Origin of the sequence: Streptomyces griseosporeus (genome assembly GCF_014656055.1) — a bacterium.
GTDB lineage: Bacteria > Actinomycetota > Actinomycetes > Streptomycetales > Streptomycetaceae > Streptomyces > Streptomyces griseosporeus.
Map to the genome: position 1 here is coordinate 1 of NZ_BNBR01000008.1, position 16,363 is coordinate 16,363.

17 protein-coding genes are annotated in these 16,363 nt (G+C 71.7%); 9 read left to right on the forward strand and 8 right to left on the reverse strand.

Annotated features, from left to right (window positions below; translation table 11 throughout):
* The coding region (locus IE308_RS31395; protein ID WP_190220508.1) for a WD40 repeat domain-containing protein at positions 1–1,411 on the forward strand (1,411 nt) is incomplete at its 5' end.
* Between the two features lie 69 nt (positions 1,412–1,480).
* On the opposite strand, the gene IE308_RS31400 is transcribed toward IE308_RS31395, so the two are convergent.
* The 3 genes from IE308_RS31400 to IE308_RS31410 form a co-directional block, all read right to left on the reverse strand.
* Positions 1,481–1,744, reverse strand: coding sequence for a TM2 domain-containing protein (locus IE308_RS31400; RefSeq protein WP_110629952.1), 264 nt, complete (start codon positions 1,742–1,744; stop codon positions 1,481–1,483).
* A 222-nt stretch (positions 1,745–1,966) separates the two neighbouring features.
* Positions 1,967–2,410 carry a DUF2752 domain-containing protein gene (locus tag IE308_RS31405; RefSeq protein ID WP_190220509.1) on the reverse strand — a complete coding sequence of 148 codons (444 nt, stop codon included), beginning with the start codon at positions 2,408–2,410 and terminating at the stop codon, positions 1,967–1,969.
* Entirely contained in the window at positions 2,382–2,807 is a 426-nt protein-coding gene (locus IE308_RS31410; RefSeq protein WP_110629950.1) for a TM2 domain-containing protein, read from the reverse strand. Before IE308_RS31410 ends, IE308_RS31405 begins: the two co-directional genes overlap by 29 nt.
* 224 nt (positions 2,808–3,031) lie before the next feature.
* Between IE308_RS31410 and IE308_RS31415 the strand changes: the two genes are divergently transcribed.
* The 5 genes from IE308_RS31415 (at position 3,032) to IE308_RS31435 (ending at position 5,939) form a co-directional block, all read left to right on the forward strand.
* Positions 3,032–3,442, forward strand: a complete 411-nt coding sequence (locus tag IE308_RS31415; protein ID WP_190220510.1) for a VOC family protein — start codon at positions 3,032–3,034, stop codon at positions 3,440–3,442.
* Between the two features lie 97 nt (positions 3,443–3,539).
* Complete coding sequence (locus tag IE308_RS31420) at positions 3,540–3,953, forward strand: hypothetical protein (RefSeq protein WP_110629948.1); 414 nt, start codon at positions 3,540–3,542, stop codon at positions 3,951–3,953.
* A gap of 5 nt (positions 3,954–3,958) precedes the next feature.
* Complete coding sequence (locus tag IE308_RS31425) at positions 3,959–4,477, forward strand: thiol-disulfide oxidoreductase DCC family protein (RefSeq protein ID WP_190220511.1); 519 nt, start codon at positions 3,959–3,961, stop codon at positions 4,475–4,477.
* Positions 4,478–4,501: 24 nt separating this feature from the next.
* Positions 4,502–5,260 carry a TetR/AcrR family transcriptional regulator gene (locus IE308_RS31430; RefSeq protein ID WP_110636972.1) on the forward strand — a complete coding sequence of 253 codons (759 nt, stop codon included), beginning with the start codon at positions 4,502–4,504 and terminating at the stop codon, positions 5,258–5,260.
* Positions 5,261–5,351: 91 nt separating this feature from the next.
* The gene (locus tag IE308_RS31435) at positions 5,352–5,939 is read left to right on the forward strand and encodes a Uma2 family endonuclease (protein ID WP_190220512.1); all 588 of its coding nucleotides are present in this window, start codon (positions 5,352–5,354) and stop codon (positions 5,937–5,939) included.
* 1 nt (position 5,940) lies between these two features.
* On the opposite strand, the gene IE308_RS31440 is transcribed toward IE308_RS31435, so the two are convergent.
* Entirely contained in the window at positions 5,941–8,343 is a 2,403-nt protein-coding gene (locus IE308_RS31440; RefSeq protein WP_190220746.1) for an MMPL family transporter, read from the reverse strand.
* A 180-nt stretch (positions 8,344–8,523) separates the two neighbouring features.
* Between IE308_RS31440 and IE308_RS31445 the strand changes: the two genes are divergently transcribed.
* Together IE308_RS31445 and IE308_RS31450 are read left to right on the forward strand one after the other, a co-directional pair.
* Positions 8,524–9,222, forward strand: coding sequence for a response regulator transcription factor (locus IE308_RS31445; protein WP_110629946.1), 699 nt, complete (start codon positions 8,524–8,526; stop codon positions 9,220–9,222).
* The gene (locus tag IE308_RS31450; protein ID WP_190220513.1) at positions 9,219–10,658 is read left to right on the forward strand and encodes a sensor histidine kinase; all 1,440 of its coding nucleotides are present in this window, start codon (positions 9,219–9,221) and stop codon (positions 10,656–10,658) included. The genes IE308_RS31445 and IE308_RS31450 overlap by 4 nt, the downstream gene beginning before the upstream one ends.
* Before the next feature lie 82 nt (positions 10,659–10,740).
* Here the strand turns inward: IE308_RS31450 and IE308_RS31455 are convergent, their stop codons facing one another.
* The 3 genes from IE308_RS31455 to IE308_RS31465 all read right to left on the reverse strand — a co-directional run bounded on the left by IE308_RS31455 (position 10,741) and on the right by IE308_RS31465 (position 14,061).
* A complete protein-coding gene (locus IE308_RS31455) occupies positions 10,741–12,297 on the reverse strand; it encodes an ABC transporter substrate-binding protein (RefSeq protein WP_190220514.1) in 1,557 nt (518 codons plus the stop codon).
* A 165-nt stretch (positions 12,298–12,462) separates the two neighbouring features.
* Positions 12,463–13,779 (reverse strand): metallophosphoesterase, encoded by a 1,317-nt coding sequence (locus IE308_RS31460; RefSeq protein WP_190220515.1) that lies wholly within the window; start codon positions 13,777–13,779, stop codon positions 12,463–12,465.
* A 42-nt stretch (positions 13,780–13,821) separates the two neighbouring features.
* A complete protein-coding gene (locus tag IE308_RS31465) occupies positions 13,822–14,061 on the reverse strand; it encodes an SCO4848 family membrane protein (protein ID WP_110629943.1) in 240 nt (79 codons plus the stop codon).
* Between the two features lie 88 nt (positions 14,062–14,149).
* Here IE308_RS31465 and IE308_RS31470 point away from each other — a divergent pair, with 88 nt between their 5' ends.
* Complete coding sequence (locus tag IE308_RS31470) at positions 14,150–15,436, forward strand: D-alanyl-D-alanine carboxypeptidase family protein (RefSeq protein WP_373314638.1); 1,287 nt, start codon at positions 14,150–14,152, stop codon at positions 15,434–15,436.
* On the opposite strand, the gene IE308_RS31475 is transcribed toward IE308_RS31470, so the two are convergent.
* Positions 15,390–16,301, reverse strand: a complete 912-nt coding sequence (locus IE308_RS31475; RefSeq protein WP_190220517.1) for a YihY/virulence factor BrkB family protein — start codon at positions 16,299–16,301, stop codon at positions 15,390–15,392. The genes IE308_RS31470 and IE308_RS31475 overlap by 47 nt on opposite strands.
* Between the last annotated feature and the right edge of the window lie 62 nt (positions 16,302–16,363).

The window sequence follows — 16,363 nt, forward strand, 5'->3', positions numbered from 1 at the left end:
AGACGGCACCGCGCGGCTGTGGGACACCACCACCGGCAAACCCCGCACCAAGCTCGCCGGGCACACCGCCCAGGTACTTTCCGTCGCGTTCAACCCCGACGGCCGCACCCTCGCCACTGGCGCGGGTGATGGCACCATGCGGCTGTGGGATGTTGCCACGGGGGAACAGCGCGCCGAGGTGAGCGGGCTCGACGACGCGGTGCTGTCGGTGGCCTTCAGTCCCGACGGCCGCGCTCTCGCCATCGCTGGCACCAGCCGGCTCACGCGGCTGTGGGATGTCACCACCGGAGCGATGAGCAGGACGCTGATCGGCCATACCGACTCGGTGAACTCGGTGGCGTTCAGTCCCGACGGTCGCACACTCGCCACCGGAAGCGATGACAAGACCGCACGCGTGTGGAACGCCACCACCAGCGGTGACACATCCCTGGTCGGGCACACCGGCATGGTCTACTCGGTGGAGTTCAGCCCGGACGGCAAAACGCTGGCCAGCGCCAGTGCCGATAAAACGGCGCGTCTGTGGGATGTCGCCACCGGAAAACAACGCCTCCGCCTCAGCGGACACGGCGACCAGGTCCTCGGAGTCGCGTTCAGCCCTGACGGTCATACCGTCGCTACAGCCGGCGCAGACGGTACCGCGCGGTTGTGGGATGTCACCACCGGCCGACCCCGCACCGCGCCTCTGACCGGCACCGCGCAGCTGCACTCAGTGGCGTTCAGTCCTGACGGCCGGACCTTCGTCACCGGGGGCCGTGACGGCAGTGTGCGCTTGTGGAATGCCGAGACCGGCACACGCCGCAAAGACCTGAAGGGGCACACCGGCGTCGTTTTCTCCGTGGCGTTCAGTCCCGACGGCCGCACCCTCGCCACCGGAAGCGCCGACAAGACCTTGCGCCTGTGGGATGTCACCACCGGTAAGGCCCACACCATCGCTATGCCGGAAGCAGTGTCCGACGTGACGTTCAGCCCTGACGGCCGCACTTTCGCCGGCGCCGTCGGTGACTACACAGTGTGGTTGTGGGACGCTTCATCCCACAAAACCCGAACCACCTTCGCAGGGCGTACCGACCGCGCAGAGTCGCTGGCGTTCAGCCCGGACGGCCGTACGATCGCCACCGCCGACTTCGGCTGGACCACGGGTCTATGGGACGTCGGCACCGGCAAGAACCGCATGACCTTGATCGGGCAGCACAACGAGGAGGTGACTTCTGTAGCGTTCAGTCCGGACGGCCGTGTCCTCGCCTCGGGCAGCGGCGACAAGACGGTGCATCTGTGGAGGGTAGCCCTCCCTGAACCCGCCGAAGCGATCCGGAAGATCTGCCGAGCCGTCAACCGGGACCTGACCTCGCAGGAACGGACCGCCTACCTGGCAGATGGGTCATCGGGCCCCGTTTGTCCCGCCCATCCGTAGGGGCGGGCATCCAGGCCCCCGCCCGCAGTGTCAGCCCGCGGGCAGGGCCCTCATGTCGGATGCGAGGCGTCAGCCGCGCAGTACCCGGCCCTGGCTGTCCGTGCGGTCGTTGCTCGTGAAGAACATGATCGCGTCGATCAGGGCCCAGATGCCGAGGCCGCCGCAGGTGAAGAGCTGGCCGAGGGCCACGCCCGTGGAGCCGACGTAGAAGCGGCCGGCGCCGAAGCCGCCGAGGAAGAGCTGGAGGACGCCGGCGACGACCTTGGACTTGTCGGAGTAGGGGCGGCCCTGGGGGTCGTAGCCGAAGGGGGCGTCCGGGGTGGGTGCAGACATGCGTGTGGCTCCTGAGGTGCATAACGGGGACGGAGTCCGGGTGAATGCAGGTGGGGACACACGGCATGTCATGTGGTGACAGCCGGTCTGTGCGCTCATCCCCCCGGGGATCATGGAGCCTAGAGGGGGTGGGCGGGCGAGAGGGAGACCTGTGGGCGCATCGTGTTGAATCTGTGATCACTTGGCCGGAAACCCGTCCCACGCCCGGCTTCTGAGGGGGGTTCAGAGCAGGTTGCGGGTCACGGTCCAGGCCGCCGCCGTCAGCAGGATCGCCGCTTGGGCGGGGCGGGAGAAGGCCGGGCGCCAGCGTCTGCCGCGCAGGCCCTCCAGCGTCCAGCGCAGCAGCAGGGCCAGCGCGAACGGGGACGCCAGCAGGAGCAGGCGGTTGTCGAGCCAGGCCGCCTCGTAGTGACCGTGCATCAGGTCGTACGTCATGCGGGTGCCGCCGCAGGCGGGGCAGAGGAAGCCGGTGACGAGGCGGAACGGGCAGCGGGGCAGCAAGTGGCCTGATTCGTGCGGGTCGGTGACGTAGAGGTAGCCGGCCCCGGCGGCCCCCGCGGCCAGGAGACCGAGGGGGCCCGCCGCGGGGTGCCGCACGGCGGTGCGGAGTGACGCCCGGGAAAGCGACCGGTTCACCTCAGCCCCGCAGGACCCGGCCCTGGGCATCCGTCTTGTCGTTGCTCGTGAGCAGGATGATGCCGTCGATGAGCGCCCAGATACCGAAGCCGCCGCAGGTGAACAGCTGGGCGAGGCCGATACCGACGTCACCGATGTAGAAGCGGCCGACGCCGAACGTGCCGAGGAAGAGCTGGAGGATGCCCGCGACGATCTTCGACTTGTCGGAGTACGGGCGGCCGAAGGGGTCGTAGCCGTAGGGGGCGTTGGGGTCGCCGGTGTACGCGCCGGGCGGCACGGGGCCCGGCGGGTAGCCGCCCTGCGGGTAACCGCCCTGGGGATAGCCGCCCTGCGGGTAGCCGTAGCCCGGCTGCTGCTGGTACGGGCCGGCGTTCGGGTAGCCGTATCCGGGCGGCTGGTTCGGCGGCTGCTGTGGCTGTTCGCTCAAGGTATGCGTGCTCCTGGGATGCGGTTCCCGCGCCCTCTGCGCGTGACCGTGGACGCTCGCGGACGCGAGCCACCGCCATCTTGCCCGACACCCCCGGAGCCGGAGAAGCCGCATCATTGCCGCCGGTTGCCCGGCCGACGCCCACCGGCGCCGACCGGCGGATGTTCTGCGCCGAGGTGTCGTCAATCGTCCGGTAAGGACTGACCAGTACCTATTCTGACCGTATGTCAGATGACGAGTCGTACGAGCTGCTCGGGTTCGACAACGTGCTGGTGCCCGTAGGGGATCTCGCGGAGGCCGTGGGGTTCTACGAGCGGGCCGGGTTCGGGGTGGGGTTCCGGTTCGACGAGGCGGGCATCGCGCTGCTGCGGGTCGGCGGGGAGACGCCGGGGGTGCTGCTGCGACAGGAGGACGAGGTCGCGCACCGGCCGCCGGGGTGGCCCTGCCCCCGGCTGTGGATCGAGGTGCCGGACGCGCGGGTGGCGGCCCGGCGGCTGGCCTCCGTGGGGATCCCGCCGCTGGAGGAGCCGTTCTCCGTGGCGACCGGCTGGACCGTGGAGGTCGCCGACCCCTGGGGGAACGTCATCGGGTTCACGGACTACAGCAAGCGGCCGGAGTTGGGGCGCCGAGCGTGAGTCACGGGTGACCCTCACCCCTCGGTTGAACGTGTTCAAAAACAGGGCTACAGTCAGTCCCGTCAGCGTTTTGAACGCGTTCAAGAAGGGGTGGGGCATGGACCGCACCGTCATCGCCTACGTCATCTACCTGGTCGTCAGCATCGGGCTGACCGTCTGGGTGGCCCGGACCCTCAGCCGCAACGGGCGGGTCTTCCTGGCCGACGTGCTGCACGGCAACGAGAAGCTCGCCGACGCCGTCAACCACCTGCTGGTCGTCGGCTTCTACCTCGTCAACCTCGGGTTCGTCGCCCTCTACCTCAGCGGCGACGACACCATCGAGGACACCCGCGGCATCTTCGAGGCCCTGTCGACCAAGCTCGGCGTGGTGCTGCTGGTGCTCGGCGTGATGCACCTGGGGAACGTGTACGTGCTCAACCGGATCCGGCGGCGCGGGGTGATGGAGCGCGAGCAGGTGCCGCCCGTCGCCCCGCAGCAGTGGGTCGCGCCCTCGGCCGGGGCCGGGGCGTGACGGCGATGACCGCCACGGAAGCCCGCGTCCGCGTGCCGGTGCGCGGGCTCACCGTCCTGTACGACGCCGAGTGCGGCCTGTGCTCCTTCCTGCGGGACTGGATCGCGCGGCAGCCCAAGCTCGTGCCGGTGGAGCTGCTTCCCGCCGGTTCGGCGGAGGCCCGCCGGCGCTTTCCCGGCCTCGATCACAGCGCCACCCTCGACGAGGTCACCGTCGTCGGCGACGCCGGCCAGGTCTACCGGGACGCCGCCGCCTGGATCGTCGTCCTGTGGGCGCTGAGGGAGCACCGGCCGCTGGCCCACCGGTTCAGCCACGGCTCGGGCACGCTGGTCGTCCGCGGAACCGTCCTCGCCGCCGCCCGGTGGCGGGGCGGGCCGGGGCACCGGGACCGGTGGGGCGGGCAGGTGTACCGGAGGGCCGACGGATGGTCGTACGACCCCCGCCACGGCTGGACGTACACCGGGCCCGCGGGCTGTGACGGCGGTGCCTGCGCCCCCGGTCGGGCAGTCTCCCCGGCCCATTAGGCTCTTTCCGTGCCCGCGAACAACCTGCCCGAGAAGAACGACGGCCCGCATGACGGCCCCGTGGCCGACGGCCCCGCGACCCCCAAGTCCGAGCAGACCCGTGCGCTGATCCTGGAGACGGCGATGCGGCTGTTCCGGGAGCGGGGGTATGACAAGACCACCATGCGGGCCATCGCCCAGGAGGCCGGCGTCTCCGTCGGCAACGCCTACTACTACTTCGCGGGCAAGGAGCACCTGATCCAGGGCTTCTACGACCGGATCGCCGCCGAGCACCAGGCCGCGGTCCGGGAGATCCTGGACCGCGAGACCGACCTGGAGGCGCGGCTCGCGGGGGTGCTGCGGGCCTGGCTGGACGTGGCGGCGCCGTACCACGAGTTCGCGGTGCAGTTCTTCAAGAACGCCGCCGACCCCGACAGCCCGCTCAGCCCCTTCTCCCAGGAGTCGGAGCACGCGCGCGTGGAGGCGATCAGCGTGCACCGGGAGGTGCTGGCGGGGGCGCGGAGGACCAAGGTCCCGGAGGAGCTGCGGGACGTGCTGCCCGAGCTGATGTGGCTGTCCCAGATGGGCCTCGTCCTGTACTGGATCTTCGACCGGACGGAGGGGCGCGAGCGCAGCTACCGGCTGGCCGAGCGGGGGGCGAAGCTGACCGCGCGGGGTGTGGCGCTGGCCCGGTTCCGGGTGCTGCGGCCGCTCGTGCAGGAGGTGCACGAGCTGTTCACGGACTTCCTGCCGGGGATGACACGGGTGCTGCCGGACCCGGGGGGCAGGGGGCGGGGCGAGTGATCATCCGTTCGGGTGAGAGCGCCGTAACGGGACACCCGGCGTAGGGGCTGCCTACGATGATGCTCTCGACACCAGCCTTGGGAGGCGCCTGATGTCCGCAGCAGCTGTCGAGCGGCCGCACGAGAACCGGTCGCAGATCGCCGACGCGAACCACATCATGGAGAGCATTCCGGGCCTCCGCGTCGAGATCATCGGAGACCAGATCCTCGTGACCCCACCGCCGGACGGCCCTCACTCCGAAGCCCTGATGTTGTTCGCGGCGCCGTTCCTGAACATCGGCCTGGTACGAGCCCTGCCGGGCATCGGCCTGTGGCTGCCCAGCGGACCGGAGGACTACGCGATCCCGGACCTGTCCGTGGTCGACGACGACTACCGCGATCACCTGGTCGAGAACAACTGCTACGACCCGACGTGCTTCCGTCTCGTCATGGAAGTCACCTCCAGCAACTGGAAAACAGACCTCCAGGTCAAGGTCGCGTACTACGCCAAGGCCCGTATCCCGGTCTACGTCATCGTCGACCGCAAGCACCAGCGCCTGCACGTGCTGACCGAACCAGCCGCCGGCCGTTACGCCACGCACGGGATCCACATCCCCGGGGAGCTGGTCACGCTCCCCGAGTCCGTGGGCGGCAAGGTCGTACTGGACGTCGAACGCCTCCTCAAGGCCGGCCTGACCTAGTTCAGTTGACCGCGTCCACCTCCCCCTCCACCAGCTCCACGTCGTACACCAGCGGCCCCTCCCCCACCGTCACGTGCCGGGCGCGCGCGCCGTACGACGACCGCGTCGCCGCCAGCAGGTACGTCCCCGGGGCCGGGACCGAGACGATGTAGGAGCCGTCGGCCAGGGACCGCACCCGGTCCAGGCGCCGGCCGCCGGTCGTCAGCAGCGTCACCGACGCGCCGTCCACCGGGGCACCCGTCGCGTCCCGGACGAAGCCGTGGACCACCGAGGCCGGGCCGTCGGCGGACCGCGGTTCGGGATCCTCCGCCGGTTCCACCGCCAGGTGCGGCAGCCGCTTCTCCAGCCAGGCCGGCAGCCACCAGTTGGACGCGCCGAGCAGGTGCATCGCCGCCGGCACCAGTGCCGTACGCAGCAGGAACGCGTCCAGGGCCACCGCCGCCGCCAGGCCCACGCCCGCCATCGCCGCGCCCGAGTCACCGCTGAGGACGAAGGCGAGGAAGACGCAGACCATGATCAGGGCCGCGGAGTTGATCACCCGGCTGGTCTCGGCGAGGCCGACGCGGACCGCGCGGGCGTTGTCCCTGGTGTGCACCCACTCCTCGTGCATGCGGCTGACCAGGAACACCTGGTAGTCCATGGACAGGCCGAAGAGCAGGGACAGCATGATGACCGGCAGGAAGGCGTTGATCGGGCCCTCCTTGCCGAGGCCCAGCAGGTCCAGGCCCCAGCCCCACTGGAAGATCGCCACCAGCACGCCGAACGAGGCCGCCGCGGCGATCAGGTTCATCACCGCCGCCGTCAGCGGCACCACCAGCGAGCGGAACGCCACCAGCAGGAGCAGGAAGCCGAGGCCGATGATCGTCGCGATGAAGTACGGCAGGCGGTCGCCCGTCACCGACGCGAAGTCCTTCGACACCGCGGTCACCCCGCCGACGTGGGCCTCGGCGCCCGCCCGTGGGATCACCTCGCCGCGCAGGGTGTCGATCAGGTCGTCCGTCTCCTTCGACTGCGGGGACGTCGTCGGGATCACCTGGATCACCGTCACGCCATGCGCGGGCGGCAGCGGCACGGCCCGGGCGACGCCCTCGGTGGCCTGGATGCCCTTGACGAGGGCCGTGGCGTCGCCGCCCTCGCTCACCACCTGCAGGGGGCCGTTGAAGCCGGGGCCGAAGCCCTCCGCGAGCAGGTCGTAGGCCTTGCGGGTGGTGGTGGAGGCGTCGTCGTTGCCCTGGTCGGTGGCGCCGAGGCGCAGGGACAGCACGGGCAGCGCCAGAACCGCCATGACGACGAGCGCGAGGGCGGCGATCGTGCGCGGGCGCCTCTGCACCGTGCCCGACCAACGGGCCGCGAGACCGCTCGCGCGCTCCTGCTCCGGGCCCTCGGCGGCCAGCCGGCGGCGCTGGCGGCGGCTGAGGACGCGCGGGCCGAGGAAGCCCAGCAGGGCCGGGAGCAGGGTGACCGCGGCGAGGACGCTGAGGACGACCGTGAGGGAGGTGCCGATGACCACGCCGTCGAGGAAGCGCAGGTTCGTCACGAGCATGCCGGCGAGCGCGATGCACACCGTGCCGCCCGCGAACAGCACCGCCCGGCCGGAGGTGTTGAGCGCGGTGACCGCCGACTGCTCGGGGTCCATGCCCTTGAGGATGCCGCGGCGGTGCCGGGTGACGATGAACAGGGCGTAGTCGATGCCGACGCCGAGACCGATCAGGGAGGACAGCAGCGGCGCCAGGTCGGGGATGTCGGTGGTGTGGCTGAGCAGCTGGGTGCCGAACAGGCCCATGCCGACGCCGAAGACGGCCACCGCGATCGGCAGCAGCATCGCGAAGAGCGAGCCGAAGGCGAGGAAGAGGACGATCGCGGCGGCGGCCAGGCCGACCATCTCCGCGAGGCCCTGCGGCGGTTCCTGCACACGCTGGATCGCCTGGCCGCCCAGTTCGACCTGGAGGCCGTCGCGGCGGGCGTCGCGCGCGGTGTCGACGACGTCCTCGACGAGTTCCTTCGGGATCTCGTTGGCGCGCTGGGTGAAGGTGATCTGGGCGTAGGCGATGTGCCCGTCGCGGCTGATCTGCGCCGCGCCCTGCGGCCCGGAGTAGGGGCCGGAGACGTCACCGACGCCCTTCATCCGCGCGATCTTCTCCAGGGCGGGCTGGATGCGGGAGCGGACGTCCGCGTCCCGGACACTGCCCTCGTCGACCTTCCACACCACCGTGTCGGTGTCGCCCGCGCGGGCCGGGAACGCCTTCTCCATCAGGTCGTACGCGCTCTTGGAGTCCGTGTCGGGCAGGGAGAACACGTTCGCGTAGTCGCTGCCCGCCGTGGAGGCGGACGCCCCCAGGCCGAACAGCGCCCCCACCCACAGCAACAGGACCACCAGCCGGTGCCGGTAACACCAGCGTGCCAGTGCAGCCACGCTCAAGCTCCTTAGAAATCAGGTCCCCCGGGTCCTGGGCAGCAGCATCGGCGCCCGCGCACGCGCGGGACACTCGGCGCGCGGGACTCTCAAGGAACTCCAAGGCTCACTCTCAAGGAACTCCAAGGCTCTGCCGGGCCCGTGGCCCGCGGGGGTGCCGATACTGGTGGCATGACGACGGCATCTGGACCGCCCGGCACCGTGCTGGTGGTGGAGGACGAGGAGTCCATCGCGGACGTCCTCGCCATCGCGCTGCGCTACCACCGCTTCGAGGTGATGACCGCGCCGACCGTGCGCGAGGCGCTCGCGCTCGCCGGGCGGACCCGGCCGGACGCGGCGCTGCTCGACGTCATGCTGCCGGACGGCGACGGCCGGGCGCTGGGGCGCGAACTGCGCGCGCAGCAGCCGGAGCTGGCGCTGGTGTTCCTGACCGCGCGGGACGCGCCCGCGGAGGTCGTCGGCGCGCTGGGCTTCGCCGACGACTACATCACCAAGCCGTTCAACATCGACGAGGTCGTCGCCCGCGTCACGGCCGTCCTGCGCCGCACCCGGCCCGCCGACGTGCTGCCGCAGCGGCCCCCGCTGCGCTACGGCGACCTGGAGCTGGACGAGACGACGTACTGCGTGCACCGCGCGGGCCGCACGGTCGAGCTGACCCCGACCGAGTACGCGCTGCTGCGGTTCCTGGTCCGCAACGGCGGCCGGATCGTGCCCAAGGAGCAACTGCTGCGCCACGTCTGGCAGTACGAGCACGCACCGGCCGAGTCGACGGTCGTCGAGACGTACATCAGCTATCTGCGGCGCAAGCTGGACGCGCTCGGACCGCCGGTGATCACCACCCGGCGGGGTGTCGGGTACGGACTGGCATGAGGCAGCCGCCCCGCCTGCACTCGCTGCGCGCCAAGCTGACCCTGGCCAACGTGGCGCTGCTCGCCCTCGGCATCGTCGCCGCCACCGCCGTCAGCCTCATGGGCATGCGGCACTACCTGCTCGACCAGATCGACAGCGAGCTGACCCGCAGCCGTGACTCGCTCGCCGCGTCGAGCCTGACCGTGCGGCAGATCGACTCGCTGAGCGTGATGGCGTTCGTCCGCGACCGGGTCGCGCCCCAGCACGCCGGGGAACGGCCCGCGCCGGACTCGATCTACGCCGCCCTCGACGGCCGGGGCGAGCCGCGCAGCCTCTTCGGGATCGCGCCGACCGACGCCCAGCGGGAGCTGACCCGTGCCGTGGGCGATCCCGGCGCCCTGGCCCGCGACCCCGAGCCGCACGACGTGACCGTGGGCGGCGCCCCCTACCGGGCCACCGCGACCCGGCTCGCCGACGGCACGTATCTCGTCTTCGCCGCCTCCACCGACGCCCTGCACAAGGGCGTCGCCAAGGCCCTCAAACTCGATCTCGCCGTCGGCACGCTGCTGCTGGCGCTGCTCGCCTGCCTGACGATGTTCAGCGTGCGGCGCCGGATGCGGCCGCTGGAGGACATGGTGGAGACGTCGTCGGCGATCGCCGAGGGCGATCTGACCCGGCGGGTGCCCTCCAGCCGGGAGACCACGCTGGAGGTGGAGCAGCTGCGGCTGGCGCTCAACTCGATGCTGCAGCAGGTGGAGTCGGCGTACCGCACGCGCGAGCGCAGTGCGGCCCAGCTGCGCCGGTTCGTCGCCGACGCCTCGCACGAGCTGCGCACGCCGCTGTCGGCGATACGCGGCTATCTCCAGCTGTACGACAAGGGGATGCTGCGGGAGGAGGCGGAGCGCAAGCGGGCCTGGGCGCGGGTGATGGCGGAGGCCGACCGGATGGGGCACCTGGTGGACGAGCTGTTGACGCTGGCCCGTCTGGACCAGCAGCCCGAACTGCGGTTCCGCAACGTGGACGTGAGCCGCCTGGTGCGGGAGGCGGCCGAGGACCTGCGGGCGCAGCAGCCGCTGCGGCCGGTCACCGCGGACGCCGACGGGGCGCTGCTGGTGCAGGCGGACGAGCCGGGGCTGCGCAAGGTGCTGGGCAACCTGGTGGCCAACGTGCGGGTGCACACGCCCGCCGACGTGCCGGTCAGGCTGTGCGCCGAGCGGGCGGACGGGGTGGTGCGGCTGTGCGTCGAGGACGCGGGGCCGGGGCTCGCCGGGGAGGACGCGGCGCGGGTCTTCGACCGGTTCTTCCGCGCGGGCGGCGGCGCGGGCAGCGGGCTCGGCATGGCGATCGTGCAGGGCGTGGTGCGGGCGCACGGCGGCGAGGTGGCGGTGCGCACGGCGCCCGGCGAGGGGCTGGCGGTGACGGTCACCCTGCCGGCGCGGGTGCCCGCGGGGCCGTAGCTCCGCGGGCACCCGGGCAAGGGGCGGACCGGGCCGGATCCGGGTCAGGCTCCGCGGCCGCCCGGACATGTGGCCGGCCGGGTCAGATCCAGGTCAGGTTCCACAGGCGGAACACGCCGCTGCCGTCCGACAGGTACTGGCCGCCGCCGACGTCCTCGCTGGTGACGATGTACTCCTTGCGCTGCCACAGCGGCAGGGCCGGCACGTCCTGGGCGATCTGCTCCTGCACGCCGCGGAAGTCCTTGGCCGCGCGGCCGCGGTCGGCGTACTGCTGCGAGGACTTGATCAGACGGTCGACGGCCGCGCTGCTGTAGCCGGTGTTCATCGTGCCGTCGGTGCCGACGAGCGGCGAGCCGAAGGTGTCCGGGTCGGGGTAGTCGGCGACCCAGCCGACGGCGTAGGCGTCGAGTTTGCCGGTGGCCCAGCGCTGCTGGAAGTCGGTCCACTCGTAGCCCTTGACGGTGACCTGGAACAGGCCGGAGGCCTCCAGCTGCCGCTTGATCTCCTTGGCCTCGTCCTCGGCGGCGCCGCTGCCGGTGCCGTAGCCGTAGGTGAAGCGGACCGGCAGCTCGACGCCGGCCTCCTGGAGCAGGGCGCGCGCCTTGGCGGCGCTGCGCGTCGGGTAGGCGTCGAAGAAGGACGTGGTGTGGCCGATCAGACCGGTCGGGATGAGCGAGTAGAGCGGGTCGACGGTCCCGTCGTACACGGTGGCGGCGAGCCGTTCGCGGTCGACCAGCCAGGCGATCGCGCGGCGCACGGCGACGTCGTGCAGGGGTGAGCCCTTGCGGGTGTTGAAGTACAGGTTGCGGGTGTCGGAGCTGTCGGCCTCGGTGACGCGCTGCCCGGGGTCGCTGGGGTTGAGGCCCGCGAGGACGTCCGGCGGCAGCTGGCGGGTCGCCACCTGCACCTGCTTGGCCTTCCACGCCGCGTCCAGCGCCTTGGGGTCCTTGTAGTAGCGCAGGTCGACGGGCTTGCCGGTGCTCCTGATCGCGCCCTGGTAGCGGCCGTTGGGCGACAGCTTCGCGGAGGCGCCCTTGGTGTACGACTTCAGGGTGTACGGGCCGGTGCCGTCGACGTGCTCGTCGGTGCGCAGGGCGTCGGCCGGGTAGCGCTCGGAGTCCACGATGGAGCCGGCGCCGGTGGCCACCTTGAACGGGAAGGTGGCGTCCGCCGAGGACAGGTGGAAGGTGACCTTCAGGCCCTGGGCGTCCACCGAGGCGAGGGTGGACAGCAGGGAGGCCGGGCCGACGTCGGAGTCGATCTTCTTGACCCGGTCGAAGGAGAACTTCACGTCCTTCGCGGTCACCTCGCGCCCGCTGGGGAAGGTGAGCCCCTCGCGCAGTGTGCAGCGGTACGTCGTGAGGCTGCCCTTGTCGAAGGCGCAGCTCTCGGCCGCGTCCGGGACGGGCTGGACGCCGCCGGGTTCGTAGGTGAGCAGGGACTGGTAGACGTTGCTGAACAGCGCCCAGGATCCGGCGTCGTAGGCGCCCGCCGGGTCGAGCGATGTGATGGAGTCCGTCGTTCCGACGACGATGGTGCTGCCCGCGTCCTCGTCGGACGGCAGCAGTTGCCAGGCGCCCACACCGGCGGCTGCCAGGACCAGCAGCGCCGCCAGGATCCGCATGCGAACCGATCGCATGGTGTTGGTGTCCTCCCCAGGCCCGCAGGCGGGCCCCCGCGTGTGCCACTCCCCTTGTGGCGGCCACCTCCCCTGGTGGCGCGCTCACCTAATCACAGGTGTTTCGGCGGGGGAAGGGGGGATTTGTTGAAAAAAGAAAACACTTACCGTGCCGTTCCGGCACGGTCAGGCGTCGCGTGCGGCCAGCTCGATCACGGTGATGTCGGAGGGCGCGCCGACCCGGGTCGGCGGCCCCCAGGCGCCCGCGCCCCGGGAGACGTAGAGCTGGGTGTCGCCGTAGCGTTCCAGGCCGGCCACGGTGGGGTTGGCCAGCTCGGCGAGGAGGCTGCCGGGCCACAGCTGGCCGCCGTGGGTGTGGCCGGAGAGCTGCAGGTCGACGCCGTGCCGGACGGCCTCGTGGATCTGCACCGGCTGGTGGGCGAGGAGCACGCACGCGCGCGTGGTGTCGCGGTCGCCGAGGGCGCGGGCGAAGTCGGGGCCGTGGCCCTCGCTCTCGCCCTGCACGTCGTTGACGCCGGCCAGGTCGAACCAGGGCAGTTCGGTGCGGGCGTTCTCCAGCGGGCGCAGGCCGAGGTGCCGTACCTCCGCCACCCACTGCTCGGCGCCGGAGAAGTACTCGTGGTTGCCGGTGACGAAGTAGCTGCCGTGCCGTGCCTTCAGCCGCGCGAGCGGGGCGGCCGCCGGGCCGAGGTCCTTGACGCTGCCGTCGACCAGGTCGCCGACGACGGCGATCAGGTCGGGCTGGGTGGCGTTGATCGTGTCGACGACCTTCTCGGCGAAGCCGCGGCCGAGGACGGGACCGAGGTGGATGTCGCTGACGACGGCGATGCGGTAACCGTGGGCGGCCCGGGGCAGCTTGGCGAGCGGGACGGTGACCCGCTTCACGGACGGGCCGCGCAGCACGCCGTAGGTGCCGTAGCCGACCGTGCCGACGGCCGCGGCGGCAGCGGCGCCCGCGACGACGCGGGAGACGAAGAGGCGGCGGGAGGGGGCGGGGGGCGCGGGCTCGTCGGGGGCGGGGTGCGGGGGCTCGGGGGGCTCGGACGCGGAGGGGGACGGCTGGGGCTCGGGGGCCGCCACCGGGTCCGGCTGCGGCTGGGAGGGCTCCGGCACGGTCACCGGCTCGGGCCGCGGCTCCGCTACGGCAGCCCCGCCGCCCGCCCGCCTCTCCGGCAGCCGCCGCAGCAGCGGTCGCACCGCCTCGCCCGCGAGGAGGGCCAGCAGCAGGTAGATCGACAGGGCCATCCACAGGAAGCCCGGCCAGGCCAGCACCTGCTGGAGCCGGAACGGCGCCCCCGCGCGCTCGGCGACCAGCGCGCCGACCGCCAGCACCCAGCCGCCGGCGACGAGGACGGCGCCCGCGCGGCGCACCGGGCCGGGGCGCTCGGTCGTGTCACGGAACAGGCGCCGCCACACGTACCAGTTGGCCGCGACGAGCACGGCCAGGACGAGCAGGGCGACGAGCACGAAGACGATGACCACGCTGAGGGTTCCCCCGCTTTCTCCGCCGGACCGGTCGTTCCGCTATGACGTGCGGCGCAGTGCGCGCAGTCCGCGCAACCCGATGACCCCGATGGCCGTCCCCAATACGAAGGACACGACGGCGAGCAGCAGGTGCACCCAGAAGTACGCGGTGGGGTGACCGTCGTCGAAGGCGAGCCCGCTGCCGTCCGCGGCGAGATTCTTGATGAAAGTGACCCAGATGATCCAAGACCACACCCCGAAGGCGAGCAGGAACCAGGACACGGGTCGGCTGAGCTTCATACGTTCAGTATCGCCGCCGTACGTCCGCTCCGGTGGCCGGGGTGGGGTGCCCGGGACGGCGCCGGGCGCTGCGGGTACGTTCTCGTTCGTGCCCGCCTCCACGAAGACCCTCAGGCGATCCCTGCTGGTCACTTCCGCTGCCCTGACGTCCCTCGCGCTGACCGCGCCCGCGGCCCTCGCGGCCCCGAGTCCGACCCCGTCGGCGAGCCCCTCGGCGACGCCGCCCGCCGCCATGTCGACCGTGGGCGGCGCCCGCCTCGGCATGCCGGGCACCCAGGTCGACCTGGGCACCGACGCGCCGGTCGTGCCGAAGGACGTCACCGCGCGTTCGTGGATCGTCGCCGACGCCGAGTCCGGCGACGTGCTCGCCGCGCACAACGCGCACTGGCGGCTGGCCCCGGCGAGCACGCTGAAGATGCTGTTCGCGGACACCGTGCTGCCGAAGTTCCCGGCGACCATGACGCACAAGGTCACCACCGCCGACCTGGCGGGCGTCGGCGCCGGGTCCAGCATGGTCGGGATAAAGGAGAACGAGACCTACACGGTCCGGGACCTGTGGCTGGGTGTGTTCCTGCGTTCCGGCAACGACGCGGTGCACGTGCTGTCGTCGATGAACCAGGGCGTGGCCAACACGGTCCGGGAGATGAACGAGCACGCCGAGGAGCTGCAGGCCCTCGACACCACCGTGGTCTCCCCCGACGGCTACGACGCCGAGGGGCAGGTGTCCTCCGCCTACGACCTGACCCTGTTCGCCCGTTCGGGGCTGCAGAAGAAGGACTTCCGGGAGTACTGCGCGACACCGCGGGCCGCGTTCCCCGGCGAGACGAAGAAGGACAAGAAGGGCAAGCCGTACCGCTCGACCTTCGAGATCCAGAACACCAACCGGCTGCTGAGCGGCACGGACTCCGACATCCCCGTCTACCAGGGCATCGCGGGGGTGAAGAACGGCAACACCACCAACGCGGGCGCCACCTTCACGGGCGTGGCCGAGCGGAACGGGCATGTGCTGCTGGTCACGGTGATGCACCCGGAGAAGAACGAGCACAACGAGGTCTACAAGGAGACCGCCAAGCTGCTCGACTGGGGTTTCACGGCCCTCGGCAAGGTGCGTCCGGTGGGCGAGCTGGTCGCGCCGACGAACGCGCAGCCCAGCGCCCAGCCCGGCGCGAACGCCTCCCCGGGCCAGGCGGGCGGTGAGACCGGCGGCGCGGCGGGCACCGGGCAGGCGGCGGCGAGCGCGCCGGCCGTGGGCGGCTCCAGCGGCATGGGGATCGCGCTGGGGATCGCCGGCGGTGCGCTGGCGCTGCTGGCGGGCGGTGTGTTCCTCGTCAACCGCCGCTGGCCGCTGCCGGATCTGGTACGCCGTCGCCGCTGAGGTCGACGCCCTCCTCGGCCTTGCTGCCGGTGGCCGTCCAGGCGGCGCAGTACAGCAGCAGCTTGCTGGTGAAGTTGATCCACAGCAGCAGGGCGACGGGCACGCCGAACGCGCCGTACATGCTCTTCGCGGCGATGCCCTGGATGTAGCCGCTGAGCAGCAGCTTGAGCAGTTCGAACCCGACCGCGCCGATCAGGGCCGCCACGAACAGGCGGCGGCGCGGGGGTTCGACGCCGGGCAGCAGGGTCAGCACGTACAGCAGGAGCAGGAAGTCGGCGAGGACGGCGACCGCGAACGCGGCGATGTGCAGCAGGACGCTGCCCCAGCCGGCCTTGTCGATGCCGAGCCGGTCGGTGATCCAGCCGACCAGGGCGGAGGCGACGGCGGAGGCGCCGAGGGTGACGAGGACGGCACCGCCGAGGCCGAGGAGCACGCCCATGTCCTTCGCCTTGTGCAGGACGGGGTTGTCCTCCTCGTCGGGCAGCTCCCACACCACGCGCAGGCAGTCCCGCATCTGGCCGACCCAGTTGATGCCGGTGAACAGCAGCACGGCGCCGGCGATGAGGCCGACGGTGCCGGCGTTGTCGACCAGGCCCTTGATGTCGAGCTGGTCGGCGATGCCGGGGATCTGCTCGGCGATCTTGTCCTGGAGGTCGTTCTGCTGGGACTCGCTGAGGGTGGCGGCGGCGATCGCGGCGGCCAGGGAGAGCAGCGGGAAGAGCGCGACGAAGCTGACGAAGGTCATCGCCGCGGCCAGTCGCGTCCACTTCACCCGGTCGAGCCGCTCGTAGGAGCGCCACGCGTGCGTGACCATCGCGCGGGTGAGGTACGGCCCGACGACGGGAAGTCTCTTCAGCCAGTCCATGATCCGGTTCTTCCCTCGGGGCGGGAGCCCCATGTCCGTGTTCCCCGGAAGGGGGCCGCGTC

What these genes read in the sequence shown, in the direction of transcription:
- IE308_RS31400 (WP_110629952.1), bottom strand. Translation starts at nt 1,744, where the DNA reads ATGTCTGCACCCACCCCGGACGCCCCCTTCGGCTACGACCCCCAGGGC.
- IE308_RS31405 (WP_190220509.1), bottom strand. Translation starts at nt 2,410, where the DNA reads ATGCCCAGGGCCGGGTCCTGCGGGGCTGAGGTGAACCGGTCGCTTTCC.
- IE308_RS31415 (WP_190220510.1), top strand. Translation starts at nt 3,032, where the DNA reads ATGTCAGATGACGAGTCGTACGAGCTGCTCGGGTTCGACAACGTGCTG.
- IE308_RS31420 (WP_110629948.1), top strand. Translation starts at nt 3,540, where the DNA reads ATGGACCGCACCGTCATCGCCTACGTCATCTACCTGGTCGTCAGCATC.
- IE308_RS31425 (WP_190220511.1), top strand. Translation starts at nt 3,959, where the DNA reads ATGACCGCCACGGAAGCCCGCGTCCGCGTGCCGGTGCGCGGGCTCACC.
- IE308_RS31435 (WP_190220512.1), top strand. Translation starts at nt 5,352, where the DNA reads ATGTCCGCAGCAGCTGTCGAGCGGCCGCACGAGAACCGGTCGCAGATC.
- IE308_RS31445 (WP_110629946.1), top strand. Translation starts at nt 8,524, where the DNA reads ATGACGACGGCATCTGGACCGCCCGGCACCGTGCTGGTGGTGGAGGAC.
- IE308_RS31450 (WP_190220513.1), top strand. Translation starts at nt 9,219, where the DNA reads ATGAGGCAGCCGCCCCGCCTGCACTCGCTGCGCGCCAAGCTGACCCTG.
- IE308_RS31455 (WP_190220514.1), bottom strand. Translation starts at nt 12,297, where the DNA reads ATGCGATCGGTTCGCATGCGGATCCTGGCGGCGCTGCTGGTCCTGGCA.
- IE308_RS31465 (WP_110629943.1), bottom strand. Translation starts at nt 14,061, where the DNA reads ATGAAGCTCAGCCGACCCGTGTCCTGGTTCCTGCTCGCCTTCGGGGTG.
- IE308_RS31475 (WP_190220517.1), bottom strand. Translation starts at nt 16,301, where the DNA reads ATGGACTGGCTGAAGAGACTTCCCGTCGTCGGGCCGTACCTCACCCGC.